The 22,207-nt window shown below is 55.9% G+C and carries 20 protein-coding genes; 5 read left to right on the top strand and 15 right to left on the bottom strand.

The annotated features are described in order from the left end of the window. Positions 1–146: 146 nt before the first annotated feature. The 7 genes from IE156_RS02180 to xdhA all read right to left on the bottom strand — a co-directional run bounded on the left by IE156_RS02180 (position 147) and on the right by xdhA (position 9,815). Positions 147–1,421, bottom strand: a complete 1,275-nt coding sequence (locus tag IE156_RS02180; protein ID WP_189390839.1) for a sensor histidine kinase — start codon at positions 1,419–1,421, stop codon at positions 147–149. Positions 1,422–1,454: 33 nt separating this feature from the next. Further along, complete coding sequence (locus tag IE156_RS02175; RefSeq protein WP_189390838.1) at positions 1,455–2,129, bottom strand: response regulator transcription factor; 675 nt, start codon at positions 2,127–2,129, stop codon at positions 1,455–1,457. A 58-nt stretch (positions 2,130–2,187) separates the two neighbouring features. Then, a complete protein-coding gene (locus IE156_RS02170; protein ID WP_189390837.1) occupies positions 2,188–3,489 on the bottom strand; it encodes a methyltransferase family protein in 1,302 nt (433 codons plus the stop codon). A gap of 189 nt (positions 3,490–3,678) precedes the next feature. Beyond that, the gene (gene guaD, locus IE156_RS02165; protein WP_189390836.1) at positions 3,679–5,004 is read right to left on the bottom strand and encodes a guanine deaminase; all 1,326 of its coding nucleotides are present in this window, start codon (positions 5,002–5,004) and stop codon (positions 3,679–3,681) included. Between the two features lie 25 nt (positions 5,005–5,029). After that, complete coding sequence (xdhC, locus tag IE156_RS02160) at positions 5,030–5,998, bottom strand: xanthine dehydrogenase accessory protein XdhC (RefSeq protein ID WP_189390835.1); 969 nt, start codon at positions 5,996–5,998, stop codon at positions 5,030–5,032. Beyond that, positions 5,995–8,322: a xanthine dehydrogenase molybdopterin binding subunit gene (gene xdhB / locus IE156_RS02155; RefSeq protein ID WP_189390834.1), complete on the bottom strand. Its 2,328-nt coding sequence runs from the start codon at positions 8,320–8,322 to the stop codon at positions 5,995–5,997. The genes xdhC and xdhB overlap by 4 nt, the downstream gene beginning before the upstream one ends. Further along, on the bottom strand, positions 8,322–9,815 hold the full coding sequence (xdhA, locus tag IE156_RS02150) for a xanthine dehydrogenase small subunit (RefSeq protein ID WP_189390833.1): 1,494 nt from the start codon (positions 9,813–9,815) through the stop codon (positions 8,322–8,324). The genes xdhB and xdhA overlap by 1 nt, the downstream gene beginning before the upstream one ends. A 143-nt stretch (positions 9,816–9,958) precedes the next feature. Between xdhA and IE156_RS02145 the strand changes: the two genes are divergently transcribed. After that, positions 9,959–10,900, top strand: a complete 942-nt coding sequence (locus IE156_RS02145) for a LysR family transcriptional regulator (protein WP_189390832.1) — start codon at positions 9,959–9,961, stop codon at positions 10,898–10,900. Beyond that, positions 10,897–11,655, top strand: coding sequence for a LamB/YcsF family protein (locus IE156_RS02140; protein ID WP_189390831.1), 759 nt, complete (start codon positions 10,897–10,899; stop codon positions 11,653–11,655). Before IE156_RS02145 ends, IE156_RS02140 begins: the two co-directional genes overlap by 4 nt. Here the strand turns inward: IE156_RS02140 and IE156_RS02135 are convergent, their stop codons facing one another. From IE156_RS02135 to IE156_RS02125, 3 genes are all read right to left on the bottom strand, one after another. After that, positions 11,656–11,844, bottom strand: a complete 189-nt coding sequence (locus tag IE156_RS02135; protein ID WP_189390830.1) for a DUF3008 family protein — start codon at positions 11,842–11,844, stop codon at positions 11,656–11,658. A gap of 119 nt (positions 11,845–11,963) precedes the next feature. Beyond that, a complete protein-coding gene (locus IE156_RS02130) occupies positions 11,964–13,166 on the bottom strand; it encodes a benzoate/H(+) symporter BenE family transporter (protein WP_189390829.1) in 1,203 nt (400 codons plus the stop codon). A 27-nt stretch (positions 13,167–13,193) separates the two neighbouring features. After that, complete coding sequence (locus tag IE156_RS02125) at positions 13,194–13,958, bottom strand: AraC family transcriptional regulator (RefSeq protein WP_189390828.1); 765 nt, start codon at positions 13,956–13,958, stop codon at positions 13,194–13,196. A gap of 96 nt (positions 13,959–14,054) precedes the next feature. Between IE156_RS02125 and IE156_RS02120 the strand changes: the two genes are divergently transcribed. After that, the gene (locus IE156_RS02120) at positions 14,055–15,251 is read left to right on the top strand and encodes an MFS transporter (protein ID WP_189390827.1); all 1,197 of its coding nucleotides are present in this window, start codon (positions 14,055–14,057) and stop codon (positions 15,249–15,251) included. A 75-nt stretch (positions 15,252–15,326) separates the two neighbouring features. On the opposite strand, the gene IE156_RS02115 is transcribed toward IE156_RS02120, so the two are convergent. Further along, a complete protein-coding gene (locus IE156_RS02115) occupies positions 15,327–16,499 on the bottom strand; it encodes an MFS transporter (protein ID WP_189390826.1) in 1,173 nt (390 codons plus the stop codon). A 1,183-nt stretch (positions 16,500–17,682) separates the two neighbouring features. Between IE156_RS02115 and IE156_RS02110 the strand changes: the two genes are divergently transcribed. Then, complete coding sequence (locus IE156_RS02110) at positions 17,683–18,471, top strand: deaminated glutathione amidase (protein ID WP_189390825.1); 789 nt, start codon at positions 17,683–17,685, stop codon at positions 18,469–18,471. A gap of 12 nt (positions 18,472–18,483) precedes the next feature. Here IE156_RS02110 and IE156_RS02105 read toward each other — a convergent pair whose 3' ends face one another. Next, entirely contained in the window at positions 18,484–19,131 is a 648-nt protein-coding gene (locus tag IE156_RS02105) for an alpha-ketoglutarate-dependent dioxygenase AlkB (protein ID WP_189390824.1), read from the bottom strand. A gap of 79 nt (positions 19,132–19,210) precedes the next feature. Between IE156_RS02105 and IE156_RS02100 the strand changes: the two genes are divergently transcribed. Then, positions 19,211–20,077 carry a pirin family protein gene (locus IE156_RS02100; RefSeq protein ID WP_189390823.1) on the top strand — a complete coding sequence of 289 codons (867 nt, stop codon included), beginning with the start codon at positions 19,211–19,213 and terminating at the stop codon, positions 20,075–20,077. A gap of 304 nt (positions 20,078–20,381) precedes the next feature. On the opposite strand, the gene IE156_RS02095 is transcribed toward IE156_RS02100, so the two are convergent. The 3 genes from IE156_RS02095 to IE156_RS02085 all read right to left on the bottom strand — a co-directional run bounded on the left by IE156_RS02095 (position 20,382) and on the right by IE156_RS02085 (position 22,101). Then, a complete protein-coding gene (locus tag IE156_RS02095; RefSeq protein ID WP_189390822.1) occupies positions 20,382–21,089 on the bottom strand; it encodes a glutathione binding-like protein in 708 nt (235 codons plus the stop codon). A gap of 112 nt (positions 21,090–21,201) precedes the next feature. Next, entirely contained in the window at positions 21,202–21,426 is a 225-nt protein-coding gene (locus IE156_RS02090; RefSeq protein WP_189390821.1) for a DUF3820 family protein, read from the bottom strand. Between the two features lie 12 nt (positions 21,427–21,438). Continuing rightward, positions 21,439–22,101 (bottom strand): dienelactone hydrolase family protein, encoded by a 663-nt coding sequence (locus tag IE156_RS02085; protein WP_189390820.1) that lies wholly within the window; start codon positions 22,099–22,101, stop codon positions 21,439–21,441. Positions 22,102–22,207 lie beyond the last annotated feature (106 nt).

Here is a 22,207-nt window from a genome sequence, read left to right as displayed (position 1 = left end):
TGCTTATGTTTTCTTGCTGCCTGGTGGTCTTTTTGAGACCTGTGATCGCAGAGAGCAGGGGGCATGACAGATATTTGTGGATGCTGCTGTATGGCTAATATTGTGGACAAAGGAACACCAAGGATTCACGTTGCCTTAGCAAGGTATCAAGACGGATCGAAATCCAGTTTGAACATACAACCTTTCCCATTTGCCCCGCTTTGTACGCTAAGGCTCCAGCCTTGGGCCAGGGCCAATTGACGCGCTAGAGCCAGGCCTATGCCTCGGTGGCCCTCTTCACGCAAGCCGGCCGCCAGTTGTTTGCCTTGGCTGAAGTGGCGCTCGAAAATCAGAATTTGATCTTGCGCGGCAATGCCTGGGCCGTCGTCTTGTAAGGCAAGTGTTGATGGGCTTATCCAGCTAAGTTGCAGCCTGCACGGCGCAGCGTGGTCGATGGCGTTACGCATTAAGATACGCAACAACATGGATAGGGCATAGGGGTCCAGGGGGTAGCTCAGGGTGTCGGGGAGCAGATTGCTCCAGCGAACCTTGCTGCTATCGGTGTCCAGCAACGCGACGGCTTGCCAGGTTTGTTGGGCCAGTTCCTGGAGCTCGACCTCGCGGACATGGCGTTCTGCGGTATAGGCCAGGCTTTCCGCGGCATCCAGGCTGGCGGTAACGGCATCGGCTTGCACCATCATTCGTTGCAGTCGCTGTTGTTGTGGGCCTTCGGGTAGCTGTAGCAGTAGAAGTTCGCAATCACTGCGTATGCCAGTTAGACCGGTGCGTAGTTCGTGGCCCAGATTGGCGGCGAACTCCCGTTCGTGGGTCAGTAGTTCTTCGACGTGTTCCTGCATACGGTTAAAGGCTCGAATCAGGCGTCCGGCTTCGTCATCCTGATGCTCGGGCAGGCCGGATCGGCCCGGTGCCCAGTTCTCCAGATGGCGGGAGAGGGTCAGCATGGGAGCGACGGCGTGACGGGCAACTCGGCGCCCCAGCAAAAAGACCAGCAAAATTGTGACGGAGCCGATCAGGATCAAAATCAGGCCAAACTCGCGCACTCGATCTTCGTGCGGGGTAGCGCGATACACCAGATACAGCTGGCCTTGCTCCTTGTCCTGGCGCAGCACGTGCCAGGTATCGCCCTCCAGATGAAACTCGAAAATGCCCGGTTCAGGTACCTGGGCAAAGGCGGGCAGCGTATTTAAGGGTTGGCCGGGCAAGAACCAGTAGCTGTCCAGTTCAGCCCCCAGTGCTTCGCTGCGGTCGTAGGCGCTTTCGGGCAGCAGGGTGGGATTACGGGCATAAGACATCAACATGGCATTGACCATGTCGTCCTCCATGCGCGCAAAGGCCACATAGGCCAGCCCACCCATAATGATGACTAACAAGGCGGCAATCAGGGTCAGGGCCCAGGAGACCCGTTGCGTGAGGGTGCTCATGAAGCGGCTGCGGCGTGGGGTTCTTACCATCCTCTAGCTCTCTTTTTGTAAACGCCAACCCATGCCGGGCAAGGTTTCTATAGAGCCTGCGCCTGAATCAGACAGGGCGCGGCGCAGAATATGAATCTGGCTGCGCAAGGCCTCGGGTGACGGTGCGCCTTGGGGCCAGAGGGTTTTTTCCAGTGCGCGGCGGGTCAGGATGGCTTGGGGGTCGCGCAGCAACGCTTCCAGCAGTTGGCGGGCTTTAAAGCTTAAGTGCAGGTCTTGCCCTTCCACGCTGACCATTGCTGTGTCCAGGTTGTATTCCAGGGTGCCCCAATGCAGTGAGCCGTGTTGCACCTGTGGAGGGCCACGCCGCATCAGGGCTCGTAACCGGGCTTCTACTTCAGCCAGTGCAAAAGGTTTGACCAGATAGTCATCCGCCCCCAAGTCGAAAGCGGTGAGCTTGCTTTCCAGTTGGCTGCGCGCGGTCAGCACTAAGGTGGGGATGGGCGTCTGGGATGATTGGCGCAGGGCCTGCAGTACGCCAAAACCATCCAGCCCGGGCAAACCCAGATCCAGTACCAGAGCATCGAAATCGTGCTCTTGCAGTAGCGTCAGTGCGCCGTTGCCATCGTAGGCTGCATCCACGACAAAGCCTTTCAGTTCCAGATAGGTGTACAGATTTTCCGCAATAGTCGTATCGTTTTCAACAATCAGGACACGCATGACAGCTTGTTCCACTTGGTTGGCCAATTCTTGTTCAGCTTACTGCAGGTAGAGCTCATCAGGGTAGGCGCAATAGTACGGGTACCCAGCCATTGATTTGCAGCCACTGCGCCAAGGCAAAAATGGGCCAGATCAGAAAGTAGGGCAAGGCATCGCGCAGGGTTCGGGCCAGTCCCGTCAAGGATATTTGCAGTTCATTGGGGCTATTCCAAAGACTCAGGCGTGGAGCCAGCCGGGGCACCCGCTGACAGTAATCTTGATAGGCCGTGCCAAAGACTTTTTGTAGCAGCACCTGCTCTTCGTCGATTACATTATTGAATACGGCGTAGACAAAGAGGGCCAGTACTAGTCCTAACAGCAGACTGCCGGACAGCGCTCCCATGCCGGTGACGGCGCATAGGGAAAAAACATATAAGGGATTACGGCTGATGGAGTAAGGGCCTTGGCTGATCAGGCTGGAGCCTTTATGTCCCCCCAGATACAGCATGCACCAGCAACGACCCAGTACGGCAATCAGCACCAGCCCCAAACCCGCCATACGGGTGAATTGGAATGTCAGCGAATCCACTGACCAGGTGGAGGCAAAGAAAGGCAAGATGACAGCCAACAGGCCACCAAATATACCTAAGGTACGACGACGCTGTACTTGAATGCGGGCTAAATGCTCCCAGGCTTCTTCAACCGTGGCACGCGCACTGTGGGAAGCTGACCAGCGTTTAGGGTTCACGATCAGGGGGTAAAAAGCCAGACTGCCTAGTAGCCAGACTATCGCTAATGAGGCAAACACCTGCGTCAAATTAATGCGCTCCTGATCTGGCTCCAGCAGACCCAATAAAAAGGCGCAGACCAAACCCGCTAATAGTCCTCCCCAGCGCAGACGCGTCTGGTTCAGCGCCCAGCCTGCAAAGTAGAGATGCAATAAGCCAGCACCCACGGCGACGATCGCGCCCATTTCCAGCAAAGGTTTGAGCTCAGGCATCCAGCGAGAGGCAGTCACCAGCGTAGTGGAGCCAGATGTGCTTTGCAAAAGCAGCATCAGCAAGGGCACGGCAAGGAACAGCCCTGTACCCAGTAGCAGGATGCGTTTACCGGACAATACGTCCTGCCCCCGCAAGCGGCGCAGTTTCCAGGCGGCCAGAAACAAGCCTGCTGCCGCAATCAGGCCTGTCAGCAGACCTTGGGCTTCTTTCATTTCGTGGGCCATATAGTCAGGCTGCTGACTGGCGGCTAATAAGGGATTGAGCGGCGACCAGTCCTGGCTAAGGCTGGCCAGCCAGAGGAACAGGAAAGTCACCCCGACCACCTGGGTTAGCAGGTAGAACAGGGAATTGCGTTGCACCAGTGTGGATGTGCCGGACATAGTGAGATCTCGCCAAGAAGAGAGGGGAACCGGGGCTGGCTCCTTACTGACGGGATCAATGTATCGTTGGCACCGTAAAATCCGCGTTAAATCGCGGGACGGCTGTAGATTTTTTTTTGTGGAGCAAAAAGGCGTCCTGGCGGCTTTGGAATAATTGAAATTGCAGCCAGGGAAGGCCTTCAGGTCGGCTTAGTGATCGCGTTGATGCACACAGCGGCCTGCGCTGTAGCTGGCTTGAATGCAGCGATCATCGCCCAGCAGGGCGAGCATGAATAATTGCTCTTCCAAGGAATTAAGCATGGTGCTGCGGCGTGCCATCAGCGGGGTGGCCTTGGGGTCCATTACGATAAAGTCGGCTTCGGCACCAGGAGCCAGCGTACCGATTTGACCTTGCATGTCCAGGGCGCGGGCGGCGCCTTCGGTGGCCATATAGAACATGGATGCGGCTGTCAGGTGGTAGTTGTTCAGGCGGGCCACTTTGTGTGCTTCGTTCATGGTGCGCAGCATGGAGAAGGACGTGCCGCCGCCCACATCGGTAGCCAGCGTGTGCAGAACCTTGCTGTTGCGGATCGATTGAAAATCGAACAGGCCACTGGCCAGGAACAGGTTGGAGGTAGGACAGTGGGCCGCGATACTGCCGGTGTCGTGCATGCGTGCGCGGTCTTGCTCGTCCAGCCAAATACTGTGGCCGTAAATGGCGCGTGGGCGCAGCAGGCCAAAACTGTCGTATACATCCAGATAACTGCGGTTATTGGGGAACAGCTCGCTAACCCATTTGATCTCGTCCTTGTTTTCCGCCACGTGGGTTTGCAGGAACACGTCGGGGTAGGCACGGGCCAACTCACCGCAGGCGGCCAACTGCTCGGGGGTGGAGGTAGGTGCAAAACGGGGAGTCAGGGCGTAAAGCTGGCGGCCCTTGCCGTGCCAGCGTTTGATCAGGTCTTCCGAGTCGCGTGCGCCGGATTCAGCCGTATCTTGCAGATAGTCCGGGCAGTTGCGGTCCATCATTACCTTGCCGGCAATCATGCGCAGATTGCGTTCGTGGCTTTCTTCAAAAAAAGCATCCACGGATTGGCGGTGCACACTGCCGTAGACCAAGGCCGTGGTGGTGCCGTTGCGCAGCAGCTCGTCCAGAAAGACACCAGCAACCTCACGGGCGTGTTCGCTATCGCCAAAACGACCTTCAGTGGGGAAGGTGTAGGTTTCCAGCCAGGGCAGCAGGCCGCTGGAGGGGGAGGCAATAATGTCGGTTTGCGGAAAGTGCAGATGGGTGTCGATCATGCCGGGCATGATGATTTTGCCGCTCAAGTCGACTTGTTGAGTGTCGGGGGGCAGGCTGCCCGCCAGTTCGGCCCAGTCGCCACAGGCCTGGATCTGGCCTTGTTCGTTAACCAGTAAAAGGCCATCGCTATGGTAGCGCACAGCCTCGGTAGGATCTTCCAGTGTGGCCGGGTCTGCGACAAAGTACAGCAGTTGAGCGCGGTAGGCACAGGCGGAGTGCAAAGGGGTAGTCATAAATGTCCTTGAAGTCGAGGGCGCATCAGCGACTGAGCTGGCCCATTTGATAGGCGTGGGCCAGTAGTTCAGCGGCGACCGCCACGGCAATAATAGAAGGGGCCTTGCCCGTGATGCCGGGTGCGCCAATCGGGCAGACCAGCTCCTGAATACGGGATTCGGGCATACCGCGTTGTTGCAGGCGGCGCTCGAACTGACGGCGTTTGGTCATGGAACCGATCAAACCGACGTAGGCCGTATCGGGGCGGCGCAGAATTTTTTGGCACAGCGCTAAATCCAGGCCGTGATTATGCGTCATCACCAGAAAATAGCTATTGGTAGGGGCCTGTTCAATCAGTGCATCAGGTATATCGGTGATTTCCAGGCTGACGTTACTGGGCACCTGGGCTGGAAACAGCTCGGGCCGTTCGTCTATCCACAGCACCCGGCACGGTAGGGTACCCAGGATCTGAACCAGCGCCTCGCCCACGTGACCGGCACCAAACAGCAGGATGGTCAGGGGAGGGGGCGGCAGGTCTTCCATCCAGATACCTTGAGAGCCGTCGTAGTCCAAGCGCGATTCGTCCACGATGGAGGGGCTTTGAATATCCACTTGTTTGCTGCCGTCAGACAGCAATTGCGAACGGCGGCTGGTCGCCTGACCGGCGCGCACGGCGCTGTCCAACTCTTCCAACCAGCCCAGATCGTCGGGGCCTAAGGCCTCGTATAGCAGGGTGACTACCCCGCCGCAGCATTGGCCCAAGCTGGGGCCTAGCGGCAGGCGGCTCAGGCTCCAATCGGGCCCGCAGGACTGGCTGAGCATCACACGCGCTTGTTCAGCGGCCACCCATTCCAGATGGCCGCCACCAATGGTCAGCCACTGCTCGGTCTGGCTGAACAACATGGCCGTACCCGCAGCGCGTGGAGTAGAGCCCTTGGCCAACGCCACCGAGCACAGAACCAAACGCTCGCCCGCTTTCAGACGGGCGAGGGCAAGAGAGGGCCAGCTACTCATTTCGCTTGACGAATAGCCGCGATAGCCCGCATTACGGCTTCGGCGGTGGCTGGGGCGTTTAGCTCGGGCTCGATCTGGTAATTGCCCACGCTGGCGACGGCATCGCGAATCGCGTTGAACACGCAAAAGGGCAACAACAAAGGAGGCTCACCCACCGCTTTGGAGCGGTGAATCGAATCCATAGCGTTGCGGCCATCGAACAGGTTCACGCGGAAATCCACCGGGCAGTCGCTGATGGCAGGAATTTTGTAGGTCGAGGGCGCATGGGTGGTGAGCTTGCCCTGGGCATTCCAAACCAGTTCTTCGGTGGTCAACCAGCCCATGCCTTGAATGAAGGCCCCTTCAACCTGACCAATATCCAGAGCCGGGTTGATGGATCTGCCTACATCGTGCAGAACGTCCGCCCGCATCAGGCGCGATTCGCCTGTCAGCGTGTCGATCAGCACTTCTGCTACGGCAGCGCCGTAGGAGAAATAGTAGAAGGGGTTGCCCTTCATGATCTTGGAGTCCCAGTGCAGGCCGGGTGTGGCGTAGAAACCATCGGACCACAGCTGAACACGGGCTTGGTAGGCATGTTCAACCAACTGGAAGAAAGGCATGATCTGATCACCGATCTCGACCTGACCACGCTCAAACTTCACACTGGATTCCTCAACCGAGAACAGTTGAGCCGCTACCGTTGTTAAGCGTTGGCGAATCTGATGGGCGGCGTCTTGTGCGGCTTTACCATTCAGGTCGGTCCCGGTGGAGGCTGCTGTGGCCGAAGTATTGGCCACTTTGGTGGTATCGGTAGCCGTGACGCGTATATGTTCCAGGTTCAGACCGAGCTCATGAGCCACGACCTGAGCAACCTTGGTGTTCAGGCCCTGGCCCATTTCCGTACCACCGTGGTTCACCAGTACAGTGCCGTCACGATATACGTGGACCAGGGCACCAGCCTGGTTGAAGGCGGGCACGTTAAAGGAAATACCGAACTTCACCGGGGTTAGCGCCAGACCTTTTTTCAGAATCGGGCTGCTGGCATTGAATTCGCGGATGTGTTCACGACGCTGACGATACTCGCTGGTGGTTTCCAGCTCTGTCACCAATTCGTTGATGACGTTATCCACCACGGTCTGGTTATACGGGGTGATGTTCCGGTCTTCCTTGCCGTAGAAGTTCAGGTGGCGCACATCCAGGGGATCTTTGCCCAAACGACGGGCAATCGTATCCAGGGCCACCTCCATTACCAAAGCGCCTTGCGGGCCACCAAAACCGCGGAAAGCGGTATTTGACTGGGTGTTGGTGCGGCCGCACAGAGCGCTCATTTCCACATCAGACAAGTAATAGGCGTTGTCAAAGTGGCAGATGGCACGGGTAGCAACGGGGCCGGACAAGTCAGCTGAAAAACCGGAGTTAGCTGTCATATCCAGACGCGCACCCAGGATACGGCCTTCGTCGTCGTAGCCAATATCGTATTCGTAGTAAAAGCCGTGACGTTTGCCGGTGATCATGAAGTCATCGTCACGATCCAGACGCAGCTTGATCGGGCGTTGCAGCTTGACGGCGGCCACACTGGCCACGCAGGCGTACAGCGCAGATTGGGATTCTTTGCCTCCAAAACCGCCACCCATGCGACGACATTCCACATGCACTTTATGGGCACCTACGCCCAGGCAGTGTGCCACCAGCTGCTGCATCTCCGAGGGGTGCTGGGTAGAACACCAGATATGCACAGCGCCATATTCTTTGGGCACGGCGTAGGAAATCTGGCCTTCCAGGTAGAACTGTTCCTGACCATTGCACTGGAACGTGCTTTTCAGACGATGCGGGGCGGCATCCAGCGCCGTTTGAGCATCCCCTTGGGTCAGGTGCATAGGGGGCAAGACACCTGCTTGGGCTGCCTTGGCCTCTTGCGGGGTCAGAATGGCAGGGAGTTCTTCGTACGTGATCTTGCCCAGACGGGCGGCGCGGCGCGCCTGGTCGTGAGACTTGGCAATCACCGCAAAGATGGGCTGACCAAAATAATGCACAATGCCATCGGCCAAGATGGGGTCATCATGCAGAATCGGGCCGCAGTTATTGGCAGCCGGAATATCTGTAACGGTCAACACCGTAATGACGCCCGGTGCCTGGCGTACGGCCTCCAGATCCACACTCAACAGGCGGGCATGGGCTTTTTCTGACATACCCAGAGCGATATGGGCTGTGCCCTGTAATTCGGGCAGATCGTCCGTGTAGGTGGCGGTGCCGCTAACGTGCAGGTCTGCCGATTCGTGCAGGAAGGAGACGCCAACCCGCTTGGCCGTGGCGGTGTTCAGGTGGTCGATATTGTCGATTTTCATCACAAGGTCTCCAGGCTGGCTTGAGCTCGGTGAAAAACATTCAACTGGGCGGGACTCAACGCGTGTTCAGGGTGGGTTTCCAGGAAGAAGCGATACAGCAGATTAGCCGCACTTTGATTGCGGTATTCGCTGCTGGCACGCATATCGCTCAGGGCTTGATAGTCCTGTTGCAGCGCTTGCATGGCCGCCTGGACGTTTTCCTCGTTCCATTCCTGGCCTTGCAGCACGTGCTCGGCGTGGCTGGCCCGTTTAGGCGTGGCTGCCATGCCACCAAAAGCGATGCGAGCCTGCTTGACGATCTTGCCATCCAACTCGACGGCAAAGGCGGCGCAGACGGCAGAAATATCCTGGTCGAAACGCTTGGATAGCTTGTAAGTACGGAATTGCCACTGGCCTTTATCACGCGGGATGAACAGGCCCTGCACGAACTCACCCGGCTCCATGGCAGTTTTCTGGTAGGCCAGATACAGGTCTTCCAGAGGCATGACGCGCTCTACGGTCCCTTTACGCAGGACCACGCGGGTGCGCATGGCAATCAGGGCGGGCATGGAGTCGCCAATGGGCGAGCCGTTGGCTACGTTGCCCCCTAATGTACCGGCGTTGCGGATAGGGAAAGAGGCAAAGCGCTGACGCAGTTCTGCTAATTCAGGGTGGTCCTTGATCAGGGCATCAAAGGCGTCATTCAGCAGCACGCCTGCGCCTATATACAGATCGTCCTCTGTGCTCTTCAGTTCGCGCAGCTCTGCGACCTGACCGATATAAATCAGATGTGGCAGCTCACGGAATTGCTTGGTTACCCATAAACCAATATCGGTGCTGCCAGCCAGAATGCGGGTTTGCGGATATTGTTCGCGCAATTGGGCTAATTGTTTCAGCGTGCGTGGGGCGTGGAAAGTCTGGCCCTGATACTCGTAGGCCAGCATGCCGTCCTGACGAATGGCGCGCAGCTTATCTTCAATTGTTTGGCGATCCATGCCCACAGCCGGGTAACTGTGCATGGCTTTGGCGGCATCAATAATGGGGCGGTAGCCCGTGCAACGGCACAGATTGCCCGAGAGCACATCGTCGATCTGTTCTCGCGAAACGGGGCCGTTCTCGGGCGCATGCTTCATGTACAGGCCCCACAGGGACATGATGAAGCCGGGCGTGCAAAAGCCGCATTGAGCACCGTGCCAGTCCACCATGGCTTGTTGCACAGGGTGCAAGGTGCCATCGTCCTGACGCAGGTCTTCAATGGTGTAGAGCACCTTGCCATCGAGCGTAGGCAGCAGCTGGATACAGGCGTTCACGGCCCGCAATTGCAATTGATTGTTCTGGTCCAGTTCGCCAATCATGACGGTGCAGGCGCCGCAGTCACCCTCAGCGCAGCCTTCTTTGGTGCCGGTGCAGTGCAAATCCTCACGTATATACTGTAGAACGGTTCGCGTGGTCGGGGCCTGAGCCACTTCCTGTACCTGGCCGCGAAAAATAAAACGAATTGGTCTTGTCTCCATGATCTCACTCGACTGTTTTTTTACGGATTGAAGATAGCATTTGCTTAGGACGCGAACATTTGCTTGGAATGATGTTCACTATATAAGCGTATGAGTGTCTACACGGATCAACGGCAGGGGCCAGCGCTTGTATTATTTAGACCATGCCAAAATTACGAGAACAACTAGACCTACATTTGCTGCGGGTTTTGCAGTCGCTGCTCAAAGAGCATAGCGTCTCGCGAACGGCCATCCGTCTGGGTATGTCCCAGCCAGCCGTCAGCAATGCCTTGCGGCGCTTGCGTGAAATCACGGGCGATCCGATTTTGTTGCGTGGCAAAAAGGGAATGGTGCCTACCGAGCGCGGCCCCTTTTTGCTGGCACATGCTACGGAAGCCCTGCAAGCAATCGAGCGAATTTCTGCTACAGCAGAGCCGGTGGATCCTAGCCAGTCTACCCGGGTTTTCAATCTGGGCGCACCGGACTATCTGGATGGGGCTTTCATCCCGGATATTGCCGAGCGGGTACGCCGTCAGGCGCCGCAGGCCCGGTTGGTGGTCCATACCATCAACCCGGACCTGGACTACGTGCAAGCCTTGGAGGAGGGCGAGCTGGACGTGGTGATCGGCAACTGGCTGGAACCCCCGGAGAAGCTGCATCTGGCGCGTCTGTTTGATGATGATGTGGTCTGTATGCTGGGCCGTCATCATCCGCTGGCGCAACGTGGCCTGTCTTTGCAGCATTATCTGGAGATGCCGCATCTGGCACCGTCGGCTCATGTCACGGACAAACGCGGCTTTATTGATGGCTGCCTGGCCGAGCAGGGCATCAGCCGTCAAGTGCAGATGGTGGTGCCGTATTTCGGCCTGGTGCCGGGTATTTTGAGCCGCACGGATATGGTGTTCACCACCAACCGTCAGTTTGCCGAGTACTATGCCCGCATTCTGCCCATTACGGTGTTGCCTTGCCCGGTTCATTTTCCGCTGATGCGTTTCTACCAGCTCTGGCATCCCCGCACGCATAATGCGGCAGAGTTGTTGTGGTTCCGGCGCTGTATTGCTCAGGCCGCAGGTCGTTTGGATGGATTATCAGGGGGAACTCCATGAGTTTAACTATTGATTTGAACTGCGATATGGGCGAGAGCTTTGGCCCATGGGTCATGGGCCATGACGAGCAGGTGATTCCCTGGGTGACATCCGTGAATATCGCCTGTTGCTTTCATGCCGGTGATCCAGGCACCATGCGTCAAACTGTTGCCCTGGCACTGAAACATGGTGTGAAGCTAGGGGCGCACCCTGGTCTGCCTGATCTGGCCGGTTTTGGCCGTCGTGTCATGGCGGTGACACCTGAGCAGGTATATGACATGGTGGTGGTACAGGTGGGGGCGCTGGCCGCGGTTGCACGCACTCAAGGGGCAGCCTTGCATCACGTTAAGGCACATGGCGCTCTCTACAATATGGCCGCGCGTGATGTTGGGCTGGCTACGGCCATCGCCCAAGCAGTAGCGGACATTGATCGCAGTCTGATTCTGTATGCGCTGGCAGGCAGTATTCAGGTTCAAGCTGGGCGGGATGCGGGCCTGACGGTTGCCCAAGAAGTGTTTGCTGACCGCAGCTACCAGGATGATGGCAGTCTGACGCCGCGTCAGCAGGCCGGTGCCATGATTACTGATGCCGGGCAGTCCGTGCAGCAAGTGATGCAGATGATAGAACAAGGCACCGTCACCAGCTTGTCCGGTAAAACGGTGCCTTTGTCCGCGGATACCTTATGTCTACATGGCGATCAGGCCGGAGCGGCCGAGTTCGCGCAGCGTTTGCATCAAGCGTTTGAGCAGAGCGGCGTCCGCGTTCAAGCCGTCTAACTAGGTTTTGTGCTCGGGCAAATTACGACGTGCTGTATCTGTGCTGGCCAATTCTTCCAGCTCTTTTTCCGTCATGACCTTGTACATTTCAAGCGAGGCCCCTTTTAGGCTGGACGTGGGCGCTTCGCCCCGTTTGGCGGCTAAGGCCGCACCTGCGGCTTTTTGCTGGGCTTGCGATAAAGCAGGCATGAATCACCTCCAATAAAAAAGTACTCAAGCCTTTAGTGTGCACATGAAAAAAAGACGGCAAAGCAAGCAAATGTGAGGCTTGTTTGCCGTCTTGAACAGACGCGAGGGCGATAGCCCGATCAGGATACTTTTCGTTTCTGAATCAGATACATAGCCATACCGAAAACCAGCCCCCAGAAAGCGCTGCCGATATTGAGCAGGCTCATGCCCGAGGCCGTGGTCAAAAAGGTTACCAGAGCCGCATCACGAGTGTCGGGGGCTTCCAGCGCCATGTGAATGCTATTGCCTATGGTGCCTAGCAACGCCAGGCCTGCAATGGCGGCAATCAATTCGGTGGGGAAGGCGGCAAACAGGCTGACTACGGTTGCGCCAAAAATCCCGGCAGCAAAATAGAAAATCCCGGCCCAGACACTGGCTCGGTAGCGTTGACGCGGGTCAGCATCCACTTCAGGGGTCATGCACAGGGCTGCGCTGATCGCGGCCAGATTGTAGGCATAGCCGCCAAAGGGGCCAAAAATCAGGCCAACAATGCCCGTCCAGCTAATGACGGTGGAGTTGGGGGCGTCGTAATTATGGGCCTTTAAGACCGCCACGCCCGGAATGTTTTGCGAGCTCATGGTGACGATGAAGAAGGGAATCCCCACACCGACCAGAGCAGTCCAGGAGAATTCGGGCCAGACCAGTACCGGTGTAGCCGGTGTCCAGCTGAGAATTTCCATTTTCAGCAGACCTTGCATGGCGGCAATCGTGACGCCTGCCACCAGAGCCAGGGGTACGGCGTATCGGGGCGACCACTGACGCACTAGCAAGAACACAATAAACATACTCAGGCACAGCAGCCATTGGGTCTGCATGGCGCCAAACAAGTCCAGGCCAAAGCGCAGCAAAATCCCGCCCAGCATGGCACCGGCAATGCTGCGTGGCATGTACTTCATCAGCTTTTGAAAACTGCCGCTTAGACCACAAATTGTGGTCAGCAGAGAGGAAAACAGGAAAATCCCCACGGCCTGTGACATGGGCAGGCCGGCCAGGCCGGTTGCCAGCAAGGCCGCGCCGGGTGTGGACCAGGCTGTCAGAATCGGAATTTTGTAGCGTAGCGACAGGCCGGCGGACAACAGTCCCAGACCAATACCCAAAGACCACATCCAGGAACCCAGCTCGGCGGTGTTGGCACCTGCCGCTTGAGCCGCTTGAAAAACAATGGCAGCTGAACTGGTATAGCCCACCAGCACAGCAATAAGCCCGGCCGACATGTGAGAGATCTGGAACCAACTGAGTAAGCGATGCAGATATCCGGTGCGGGATAAAGGTGTGGAGGACATGGATGCGTGTGGTGAGGGAGTTAAGACTTAAGAAGATTGGGTTTGGCTTAAGTAACGGCTGGGGGTGTCGCCCAAAATAGATTTGAAAACGGTAATAAAGGCACTGATAGAGGTGTAACCCAATTCCCTGGCTGTGCTCTTTACGGACATTCCCGAACCTAGTTTTTGGAGGGCCAGCATCATCATGAATTGTTGACGCCAGCGCCCGAAACTCATCCCTGTGTGTTTTAGCATATGTCGGGCCAGGGTGCGCTCGCTCATCGCCAGTTCTTTTGCCCAGTCAGCCATAGTGGGGCGTGAGTCGGGCTGCTTGAGCATGGACTGAGCAAGGGTTTGCAAAACCTTGTCTTCCGGTACGGGAACGTGCAATTGCCGCGTAGGCATCTGATTCAAGGTTTCTAGCAACACCAGGGCGAGGCGATGGGTTTGGCTACCCAGTTCGTAGTCGGCTTTCAGATCGCTTAAGTGAATAATCATTTCTCGCACCATGGGGCTGATGTCCAGGGTGCAGCAATGGTCGGGCAATTGATCCAGGCCGGGCTGTATGTACAGAAAATGGATTAAGGCCTTGTTGGCTGCACGGGCGCGATGGCGTATGCCTACCGGCACCCAGACCGCACAAAGTGGCGGCACCATCCAATAGCCTTGATCCGTTTGCAAAGTGACAGGGCCATATTGCGTCATGATCAGCTGCCCATTGGGATGGGTGTGCAAAGGGTTCTCAGTGGCACTGCCCATGGCCATTTTGATGCTGAAAATGGGGCCGCCCTGCGGATTAGCGCTAAAACTCATGATTTGTCTGGTTTGAGGTATAAGTTGTCATAATATCCTGTTTGCGTCGGGTCGGAAACAGGATAGAGTAGGGTTTTTACCTACTGGCCCGTTTCCATGCCCCACTCTCGCTTTTCATGGTTCTTTCACCCCCTGACTGTTTTGGTGGGTGTTCTATTGATCGCGGGTAATTTGCGCGCGCCGATCACGGGCATTGCTCCCTTACTGGAGCTGATCCAGGCCGATTTGTCTTTGTCCTCGACTCAGGCCGGTTTATTGACGGCCATGCCCTTGTTTATCTTCGCCGTCATCTCTTTGCTGGCGGCTTCGATGGCACGGGTGGTGGGGCTATCTCGTTCCTTGTTTATTGCCTCCGTACTGATTGCTGTCGGTGTGGTGGTTCGTGTGATGGGCGGGACGACGGCGCTGTTCTCCGGTATCGGTTTGCTGGCCATCGGTATTGCCTTGGCTAATGTGCTTTTGCCGTCTCTGGTGAAACGACACTTCCCAATGCGCATCGGCTTTGTGACTTCCCTGTATGTGTTGTTCATGGGGCTGGTGGCAGCATTTAACTCTGCTTTGGCCGTGCCTATGGCGCAATGGGCCGGGCAAAGCTGGCGTTGGTCGTCCGTGATTGTGGTGGGCTTCATGGCGCTGGTCTGCGTTTTGGTGTGGGCGACCCAACTTGGGGCAGATCGCCATGCCGCGCAGAACGCTCCTGCTGTGGCCACAGCCAGCGCACCTGTCTGGCGTCTGCCTTTGGCCTGGTATATCACCCTGTATATGGGCTTGAACTCGGTGGCGTATTACATGGTCGCCAGCTGGTTGCCCGTCATGTTGGTCAACTATGGTTTCGAGGCCGAACAAGCTGGTCAGATTCACGGTCTAATGCAGCTGGCTACCGCTATTCCTGCCTTGTTGCTGATGCCTGTGCTGAGCCGCTTGAAGGACCAACGTATTGTGGCTTTGACAGGGGCCTTACTGCAGACCCTGACGTTTATTGGTTTCCTGGTCTTGCCGTCCTGGTCCTTGCTGTGGTCTGTGCTGTTTGGAGTGGGTAGCGGCAGCGTGTTCCTAATTGCCCTGTCCTTGATCGGAGTGCGTTCCACGTCCACGTCGCAAGCGGCGTCTTTATCGGGTATGGCTCAATGTATGGGCTACTTGCTGGCCGCTTTAGGCCCACCCGCCATGGGCGGACTGCATGACCTTTTTGGTGGCTGGGGTTGGGCCCTGGGTCTATGTATGGTGGTGACTGTAGGGATGGCTTATGCCGGCTGGCTGGCGGCACGTCCCGCAGTAACGGCTACACCTTAGGTAAATGGTTCAGTTAGGAGCTGGCCGGCTTGCCGGCTGAGGGAAGACTAAGTCTCTTGCAGGATCCGCCTGCTTTTAGTCTTTGATTCGTAGCGAAATGGTATGCAGGGCTAAGCCACCCAGGGCCAGCAGGGCACCCACCCAGGCGGTGGATGTCCAGCCCCAACCGGCGGCAATTGTCAGACCACCCAGCCAGGCTCCCAGCGCATTGGCCATATTGAAAGCCGAATGGTTCAGGGCAGCGGCCAGGGTTTGGGCATCGCCAGCGACATCCATCAAACGAATTTGCAAAGCTGGACCCAAGGCAACCAGCGTGCCGATCAGCATGATGTTCAAGGGGCCTAGAATAGGATGATGCGCGGTCACCATGAACAGCAGAAGCACCGCCGTTGCCCAGATCAGTACCAGCCGGATGCTGCGATCCAGATAGCGATCGGCATAGCGTGCTCCCAGTAGATTACCCAGCACCATACCCACCCCGAACAAGGCCAGCACAACAGGAATGGTGCTGGCGGACAGGCCCGCCAGTTCCATCAAGGTCGATTTGACGTAGCTAAAGACGGAGAACATGCCGCCAAAACCAATGGCGCCTATGCCCAGCGTCAGCCAAACCTGTTTGCGTTTCAATGCACCCAATTCACGTAAAGGGCTGGCCAGGGTATTGGCCGGCAGAAAAGGTACAAAGCGAAGCACCAGGCCCATGGTGAGCAAAGCAATAATGCTGACAAAGGTAAAGGCAGCTTGCCAGTTCAGCCACTGACCCAGCGTGGTGGCGATAGGAACCCCCAGCAAGGTTGCAACCGTCAGCCCCAGCATGACGTAGGCCACTGCCTGCGCACGGCGATGGGGCGGCACCAGGCGCGCTGCGACTAGGGCAGCTACGCCAAAGTAGGTTCCGTGGGGAAAACCCGCCAGAAAGCGGGTAATTAAAACAGTTTCGTAGGTAGGGGCAAGAACGGTCAGGAAATTACCCACGGCATATGCACCCATCAAGGCGATCAATAGGCGCCGCCAGGGCCAGCGAGCGCCTAATACCGCCAAGACTGGCGCACCGATCACGACCCCCAGGGCGTAGGCGCTGATCAAATGGCCCGCTGTGGGAATATCGATGCCCAGGTCCTGAGCCACATCAGGCAGCAGCCCCATGATGACAAATTCACCAGTACCGATGGAAAAGCCGCCCACCGCCAGCGCCAGAATGGCCAGTAACACCTGGCGGGGGGATAAAGAAGTGTGTGAGGAAGACAAGATGACAGCCTGAGAAACAAGAAGAGGTGGAGTGTCCAGCCCGTGGGAGACGCTATTGTCGCGCAGTCAGGGGGCAGGACTCAAGATTTGACGAGTGATTGCTAAGGTCATGTAACAGTAGGGAATTGATAATCTTTTTCAGTTTTTTAATTATTATTACGTCCTAGCACAAATTAATTTATTCAGCTATAGCGTCTGTCCTAAACAACGTATGCAGATTTTTTTATTTATTTTATATAGAATCACGGTATTGGGTGTTTTGTATCCAATCATTTTCCTGTGGTAGCTTTCCCCTGATTTTGCAAGAAATCGGGGGTTTTTTTTATTCTCGATGTTTTGGGTTTCAAGGATTTTTGTATTGGTGGTCTATGCTGATCTAGCTTGTTGTTTGCTTATAAAGCCTTGATAGATAAGTAATTAAATAAGAAGAAGATAGGTGGATGGGCCTGTGCTTTTTGCATCAGGCCCATTGTTTTTTTGATTCATCTAAAGCGGCTTATATTCTTCTTAGATTTAATCTTCAGTTCATACTATCTATTATGTCCGGTCATATTAGAGACAGCTTTTATGTTCTTAGTTGGCAGAATGTAAAGCTTGTTTTGCTTTTGCTTGAAAAAACAAAGATAACCTAAATCGTATTTTGTCCGGTTTAAACGGATATGTTAAAAAACTTGTTGCATGTCTGATATGGCATTGAAGTCATAATCATTTTTTATATCTCATTATCATATGTTTTTTAAATACACTAAAACCGATTGGCGGATTTTCTCGTTCCGTTTCTGCGTGCCATAAAAAGAATTGAATCGGAAGACAGACAAATTTAAGTGGGTTTGATCGCCTTGTCGTTGATCGCGGCACTCTGTGGATATGACTTTGGATTCAGAAAATCATGGAGTCATGAGCGATTCATTACTTCGGTATTACCTTTGATGACACTCGGGTGTTTAGTGTGGTTAAACATATCTGACTATTGATGAACATTAATCTCAATGTTTGATTTCTGAATCCCTCAGAGTTTTTACGTTCTGAGAAGTGAGGAATAGATAGACTTATTCACGAGTAAAGCGAGCGTCCTGTTTTTTACATTTGGCCGCTAGATGAACAGTTCTTGCAGGGGCTTCCTGCTGGCCAAGCCGGGTGGCTGCGTTAGAATCACTTAGGCAGCACACCAGAGGAGCACATCATGAAAGTTGCATTGGGCCAGATGGCCGTGTCCAAAGATTCGCAGGAAAACCTGAATGCCTGTGTGGGCTTGATTGATCAGGCAATTCGCTCTGGCGCGCAGTTGCTGGTGCTGCCTGAGGGCGTGCTGTCCCGCAACGTGGCAGACCCGGAGGTGGTGCTGAAGTCCGCGCAATCCCTGGATGGGGAATTTGTCAGCCGCTTAAGCGCGGCCACCCGCGATACGGACTTGACCGTGGTGTTCTGCATCCATACCCCCGCCGGCGAAGGCAAGGTCTGGAATACCTTGGTGGTGCTGCGAGACGGCCAAGTGCTGGCGCATTACAACAAGCTGCATTTGTACGATGCCTTTTCAGTTCAGGAGTCGCGCTATGTACAACCCGGTACTGAAATTCCGGCCTTGATTGAGGTGGCCGGTTTCAAAGTCGGACTGATGACTTGCTACGATCTGCGTTTCCCCGAGCTGGCACGACGCTTGTGTGTTGATGGAGCCCAAGTCTTGCTGGCCCCCTCGGCTTGGTTGAAAGGGCCCTTGAAAGAACATCACTGGCGCGTACTGACAACTGCTCGCGCCTTGGAAAACACCGCCTATATGGTGGCGGTCGGTGAATGTGGCGAACGTAATATCGGCCAAAGTCTGGTCGTTGATCCTTTGGGTGTGATCGTCGCGCAGGCTGCCGAGACTCCGACACTGCTCTTGGTGGATCTGGACCGTGAACGGCTGGCGTATGCGCGTCGTATCCTGCCTGTGCTGGAAAACCGCCGCTTCGCTCCACCCGAACTGGGCTAATCAAGCCCGCGTTCAGCCCGCCCGTCTGAAGGTTAGATTGACCCGGCCAGAGCCCCAGAGGGGATGGGCCGGGCCTTCCAGTCTGCGTATCCCATGAAAATTCATTCGGGATGGCCCCCACCAGACCAGCACATCGCCATCGCGCAAGCGCAGGGTGCGTACTGAGTCCTTGCGTGTTGCACCCCCCCATAAAAACAGCGCTTCACGTCCCAAAGACACCGACACAATAGGGTGCTGCAAGTCACGTTCGTTTCTGTCCTGGTGCAGCGACATATGCGCCTGCTCGTCGTAGTAATTGATCAGGCAGGTATCGGGCAGGAAGGGACCTTGGCCTGATTCTTCGGCAATCTGTGCCAGCAAGTCGATGAATACGAGGGGAAGGGCTGGCCAGGCGGAGCCGCTTTGCGGATCAATGGGGCTGTAGCGATAGCCCTGCTCATCCGATATCCAGCCTAATTGCCCACAACTGCTTTGCGCGGCTGACATACGGTGGCCGGATGGAACCTGCATATGGCGCCAGGGGGCCTCTTGCACAATGTCTTGGACCGCCTGCGCCAAAGCGGATGCATACGGCAGGGCCAGGCCTGGCAAAGCGATCAAGCCTTCATCCAGAGTCAGGGCATTGCCGGGGGCGGGGGCGAATAGGGAGAGCGTAGACATGCCAGTTGAAGTAAAGCGATCAGGGACCAGAGTATAGTAATCGGGATTGTATTTTTGCGACTTCCCAGTAGAGGTGTCTATGGTCGAGCTGCTTATTCCACAACGTCAACACAGCATTGGTGCGTTCGAGGTTGGGCGCGTTTTACCCTTTCGTCAACGGCGCATGGTGGGGCCTTTTATCTTCTTTGACCGCATGGGGCCGCAAGAGCTACAGGCACCTGTAGGGTCGGAACACGATGTACTGCCGCACCCACATATCGGATTGTCTACTGTCACGTATTTGTTTGAAGGTGCGATGACGCATCGTGACAGTCTGGGTGTAGAGCAAGAGATTACCCCTGGCGCGCTGAATTGGATGACAGCCGGCTCAGGCATCAGCCATTCCGAGCGTTTCGAACCCATGCGTACCCACGGTGGTCGCATGGATGGTATTCAGGCCTGGGTAGCCTTGCCTGAGCATAAGGAGGAGCAAGCGCCGGAATTTGTGCATTACGAAGCCGAGCAGTTGCCGCAGATTCGAGACACAGGAGTAGAAGGGCGCTTGATTGCCGGTTCAGCCTTGGGTCTGTGTAGTCCCGTCAGTGTGGACTCGCCCTTGTTCTATATGGAATTGCGAGTACAGGCGGGCCATTCCGTGCCTTTGCCGACCGGCCATGACGAGCGTGCCATTTATGTCTGTGCGGGCGGCTTGGAAGTGGGCGGTCAACGCTACCCGGCCGGCCAGATGCTGGTGTTCGCTAAAGGTGACAGCCCGCGTATTGTCGCCGAGCACAATAGCCACTTGATGCTGTTGGGCGGCGAGCCTTTGGGCCCGCGCCATATCTGGTGGAACTTCGTGTCCTCGCGCAAGGATCGCATCGAGCAGGCCAAGGATGATTGGCTCAATGGCCGCATCAGTCTGCCAACGCTGGACGATGAACAGTTTATTCCTTTGCCCGCCGTGTAGTTTTGTCGCTGCCTGCCTCTGACAGCCGTCCTCTCAGGCAAAAAAAAGCCCTGGAAAGAATCCAGGGCTTTGAAAGGCTTGCACATCAGGCTGGTGGATTTGCCTGTATCTGCTGCAAGAGCAGACTGGTTTTTTGATTGATGGCAAGCCGTGCAAACGCAATAGTAGCGTTTACGCAGAATGTTTAGGGGACCAATTGTACGGATACGCGACTAGCGAGGCAGACAAGACCAGTTTGATAGCAGGGCTATTGCTGATCCGTGTGTAGCGCCGCTTATCGATATCGATTGGCTCCGCTTATTCATTAATCGCGAACCGGAATTTTCAGGCCGCGCTGCACAGCGGGACGGGCCTGAAATTGTTCCAGAACACGGGCTATATTCTTGAACTGCGCGTACTCCACCAGCTCGCCTGCACCGTAAAAACCGATCAGGTTGGCAATCCAGGGGAACAGGGCAATATCGGCAATGGAATAGCGATTGCCTACCATCCAGTCCTTGCCGTCCAGATGCTTGTCGATCACACCCAGCAAACGCTTAGATTCGTTGACATAGCGGTCACGAGGCCGCTTGTCTTCAAAGTCTTTACCGGCAAATTTATGGAAGAAACCCAGCTGACCAAACATGGGGCCGACGCCACCCATCTGGAACATGAGCCATTGTAAGGTCTCGTAGCGTTGAGCCGGGTCGCTGGAGAGCAGTTGGCCGGATTTTTCAGCCAGATAGATCAGGATGGCACCGGATTCGAACAAGGCCAGCGGTTGATTGCCTGGGCCATTGGGGTCCAGAATTGCCGGGATCTTGTTATTACTGCTCAGGGAAATGAATTCAGGGCTGAGCTGGTCATTGGTGTCAAAGCTGACCAGATGCGGCTCGTAAGGCAGGCCAATTTCCTCCAGCATGATGGAAACCTTGACGCCGTTTGGGGTCGGCAAGGAATACAGCTGCAGATGTTCAGGATGCTGGGCAGGCCATTTACGGGTGATAGGGAAAGCGGAGAGATCGATTGTCATGACGTCCTTCACAATGGGGTGTAGAGGAAGCTTTGATAGTAGCAAGCGATACGGCGACATACGGTCGCAGCCCGCTCCCTAGTAAGGTATTTGTGGTGTGTCGGGCCCGCTCTTAAGGGCGGTGCGGGCGCAAGGGGTCGAGCAAGGACTTCAGGCCGTTGTGATCCAGCTCGTGAGCCAGGGCCAGCAATTGGCCCAGCCGCCCGGAAGGAAAACCTTCGCGGGCAAACCAGTTCAGATAATGCCCCGGCAGGTCGGCCAGCAGCCGCCCTTTGTATTTGCCATAGGGCATGGGGGTGTTCAACAGGGCAAGAAGGTCGTCGCTGGATTCAAGCATGGGTGGTCGGGTTCAACGCAGGTGTTCAGCAAAGAATGCGAGTGTACGCTCCTGAGCCAATTTGTAGGACGCTTCATGGAAGTCGGGGCGGTGATCGCAACCAAAACCATGCCCGGCAGGTTCGTACACATAGATGGCCACTTCTTTCTGGGCCTCCTCGATGGTCTGAATGGCGCTGTCTGGGATAGAGTGATCCTGCGCGCCGAAGTGCATTTGTACCGGAATCTTGGGTTGCTCTCGGGCGTTCTGGGCAATTTGTGAACCATACCAGCAACTGGCAGCACGTAAACCCTGCAAACGGCACGCGGCCAGCCAGCTTAATGATCCACCCCAGCAGTACCCCACAATGCCGATCTTGCGTGAGCCCAGGGCGTCAATGCAGGCCTGGATATCCAGCAAGGTTTTATCCAGGGCAATACCATTACGTAAGGCCAAGCCGGCTTGCACATCCTCGGCGGTGTAGCCTAGCTGAATGTTTTTTTCCTGGCGATCGAACAGAGCAGGAGAGAGTACTCGGTAGCCTTGCTCGGCAAAGCGATCGCAGGTGTTGCGTATATGTTGATTCACGCCAAAAATTTCCTGCAGTACGATCAAGCCCTGTTCGGCCTGCTCGTCGCCTACGGCATAGGCCTCGAAATGGTGCTGGTCTGCGCTGGTCAAAGTAAGCGTGCTCATAGAGGGTCCTTTAGCCATAAAACAATAATTCTCTCTTATAACAGTCGCCAAGGCTGGGAGGCCAGCCTCAGGGCGTTTACAATCCACCCAGAATGGCGGGATTGCC

The sequence above is a fragment of the Alcaligenes pakistanensis genome, from assembly GCF_014652815.1.
In the GTDB taxonomy this organism is placed as follows: Bacteria; Pseudomonadota; Gammaproteobacteria; order Burkholderiales; family Burkholderiaceae_B; genus Alcaligenes; species Alcaligenes pakistanensis.
Note: the sequence above shows the minus strand (reverse complement) of the source record. Positions and strands in the feature narration are given on the sequence as shown.

Coding starts and splice junctions, on each gene's coding strand:
- IE156_RS02180 (WP_189390839.1), bottom strand. CDS start 1,421: ATGAGCACCCTCACGCAACGGGTCTCCTGGGCCCTGACCCTGATTGCC.
- IE156_RS02175 (WP_189390838.1), bottom strand. CDS start 2,129: ATGCGTGTCCTGATTGTTGAAAACGATACGACTATTGCGGAAAATCTG.
- IE156_RS02170 (WP_189390837.1), bottom strand. CDS start 3,489: ATGTCCGGCACATCCACACTGGTGCAACGCAATTCCCTGTTCTACCTG.
- guaD (WP_189390836.1), bottom strand. CDS start 5,004: ATGACTACCCCTTTGCACTCCGCCTGTGCCTACCGCGCTCAACTGCTG.
- xdhC (WP_189390835.1), bottom strand. CDS start 5,998: ATGAGTAGCTGGCCCTCTCTTGCCCTCGCCCGTCTGAAAGCGGGCGAG.
- xdhB (WP_189390834.1), bottom strand. CDS start 8,322: ATGAAAATCGACAATATCGACCACCTGAACACCGCCACGGCCAAGCGG.
- xdhA (WP_189390833.1), bottom strand. CDS start 9,815: ATGGAGACAAGACCAATTCGTTTTATTTTTCGCGGCCAGGTACAGGAA.
- IE156_RS02145 (WP_189390832.1), top strand. CDS start 9,959: ATGCCAAAATTACGAGAACAACTAGACCTACATTTGCTGCGGGTTTTG.
- IE156_RS02140 (WP_189390831.1), top strand. CDS start 10,897: ATGAGTTTAACTATTGATTTGAACTGCGATATGGGCGAGAGCTTTGGC.
- IE156_RS02135 (WP_189390830.1), bottom strand. CDS start 11,844: ATGCCTGCTTTATCGCAAGCCCAGCAAAAAGCCGCAGGTGCGGCCTTA.
- IE156_RS02130 (WP_189390829.1), bottom strand. CDS start 13,166: ATGTCCTCCACACCTTTATCCCGCACCGGATATCTGCATCGCTTACTC.
- IE156_RS02125 (WP_189390828.1), bottom strand. CDS start 13,958: ATGAGTTTTAGCGCTAATCCGCAGGGCGGCCCCATTTTCAGCATCAAA.
- IE156_RS02120 (WP_189390827.1), top strand. CDS start 14,055: ATGCCCCACTCTCGCTTTTCATGGTTCTTTCACCCCCTGACTGTTTTG.
- IE156_RS02110 (WP_189390825.1), top strand. CDS start 17,683: ATGAAAGTTGCATTGGGCCAGATGGCCGTGTCCAAAGATTCGCAGGAA.
- IE156_RS02105 (WP_189390824.1), bottom strand. CDS start 19,131: ATGTCTACGCTCTCCCTATTCGCCCCCGCCCCCGGCAATGCCCTGACT.
- IE156_RS02100 (WP_189390823.1), top strand. CDS start 19,211: ATGGTCGAGCTGCTTATTCCACAACGTCAACACAGCATTGGTGCGTTC.
- IE156_RS02095 (WP_189390822.1), bottom strand. CDS start 21,089: ATGACAATCGATCTCTCCGCTTTCCCTATCACCCGTAAATGGCCTGCC.
- IE156_RS02090 (WP_189390821.1), bottom strand. CDS start 21,426: ATGCTTGAATCCAGCGACGACCTTCTTGCCCTGTTGAACACCCCCATG.
- IE156_RS02085 (WP_189390820.1), bottom strand. CDS start 22,101: ATGAGCACGCTTACTTTGACCAGCGCAGACCAGCACCATTTCGAGGCC.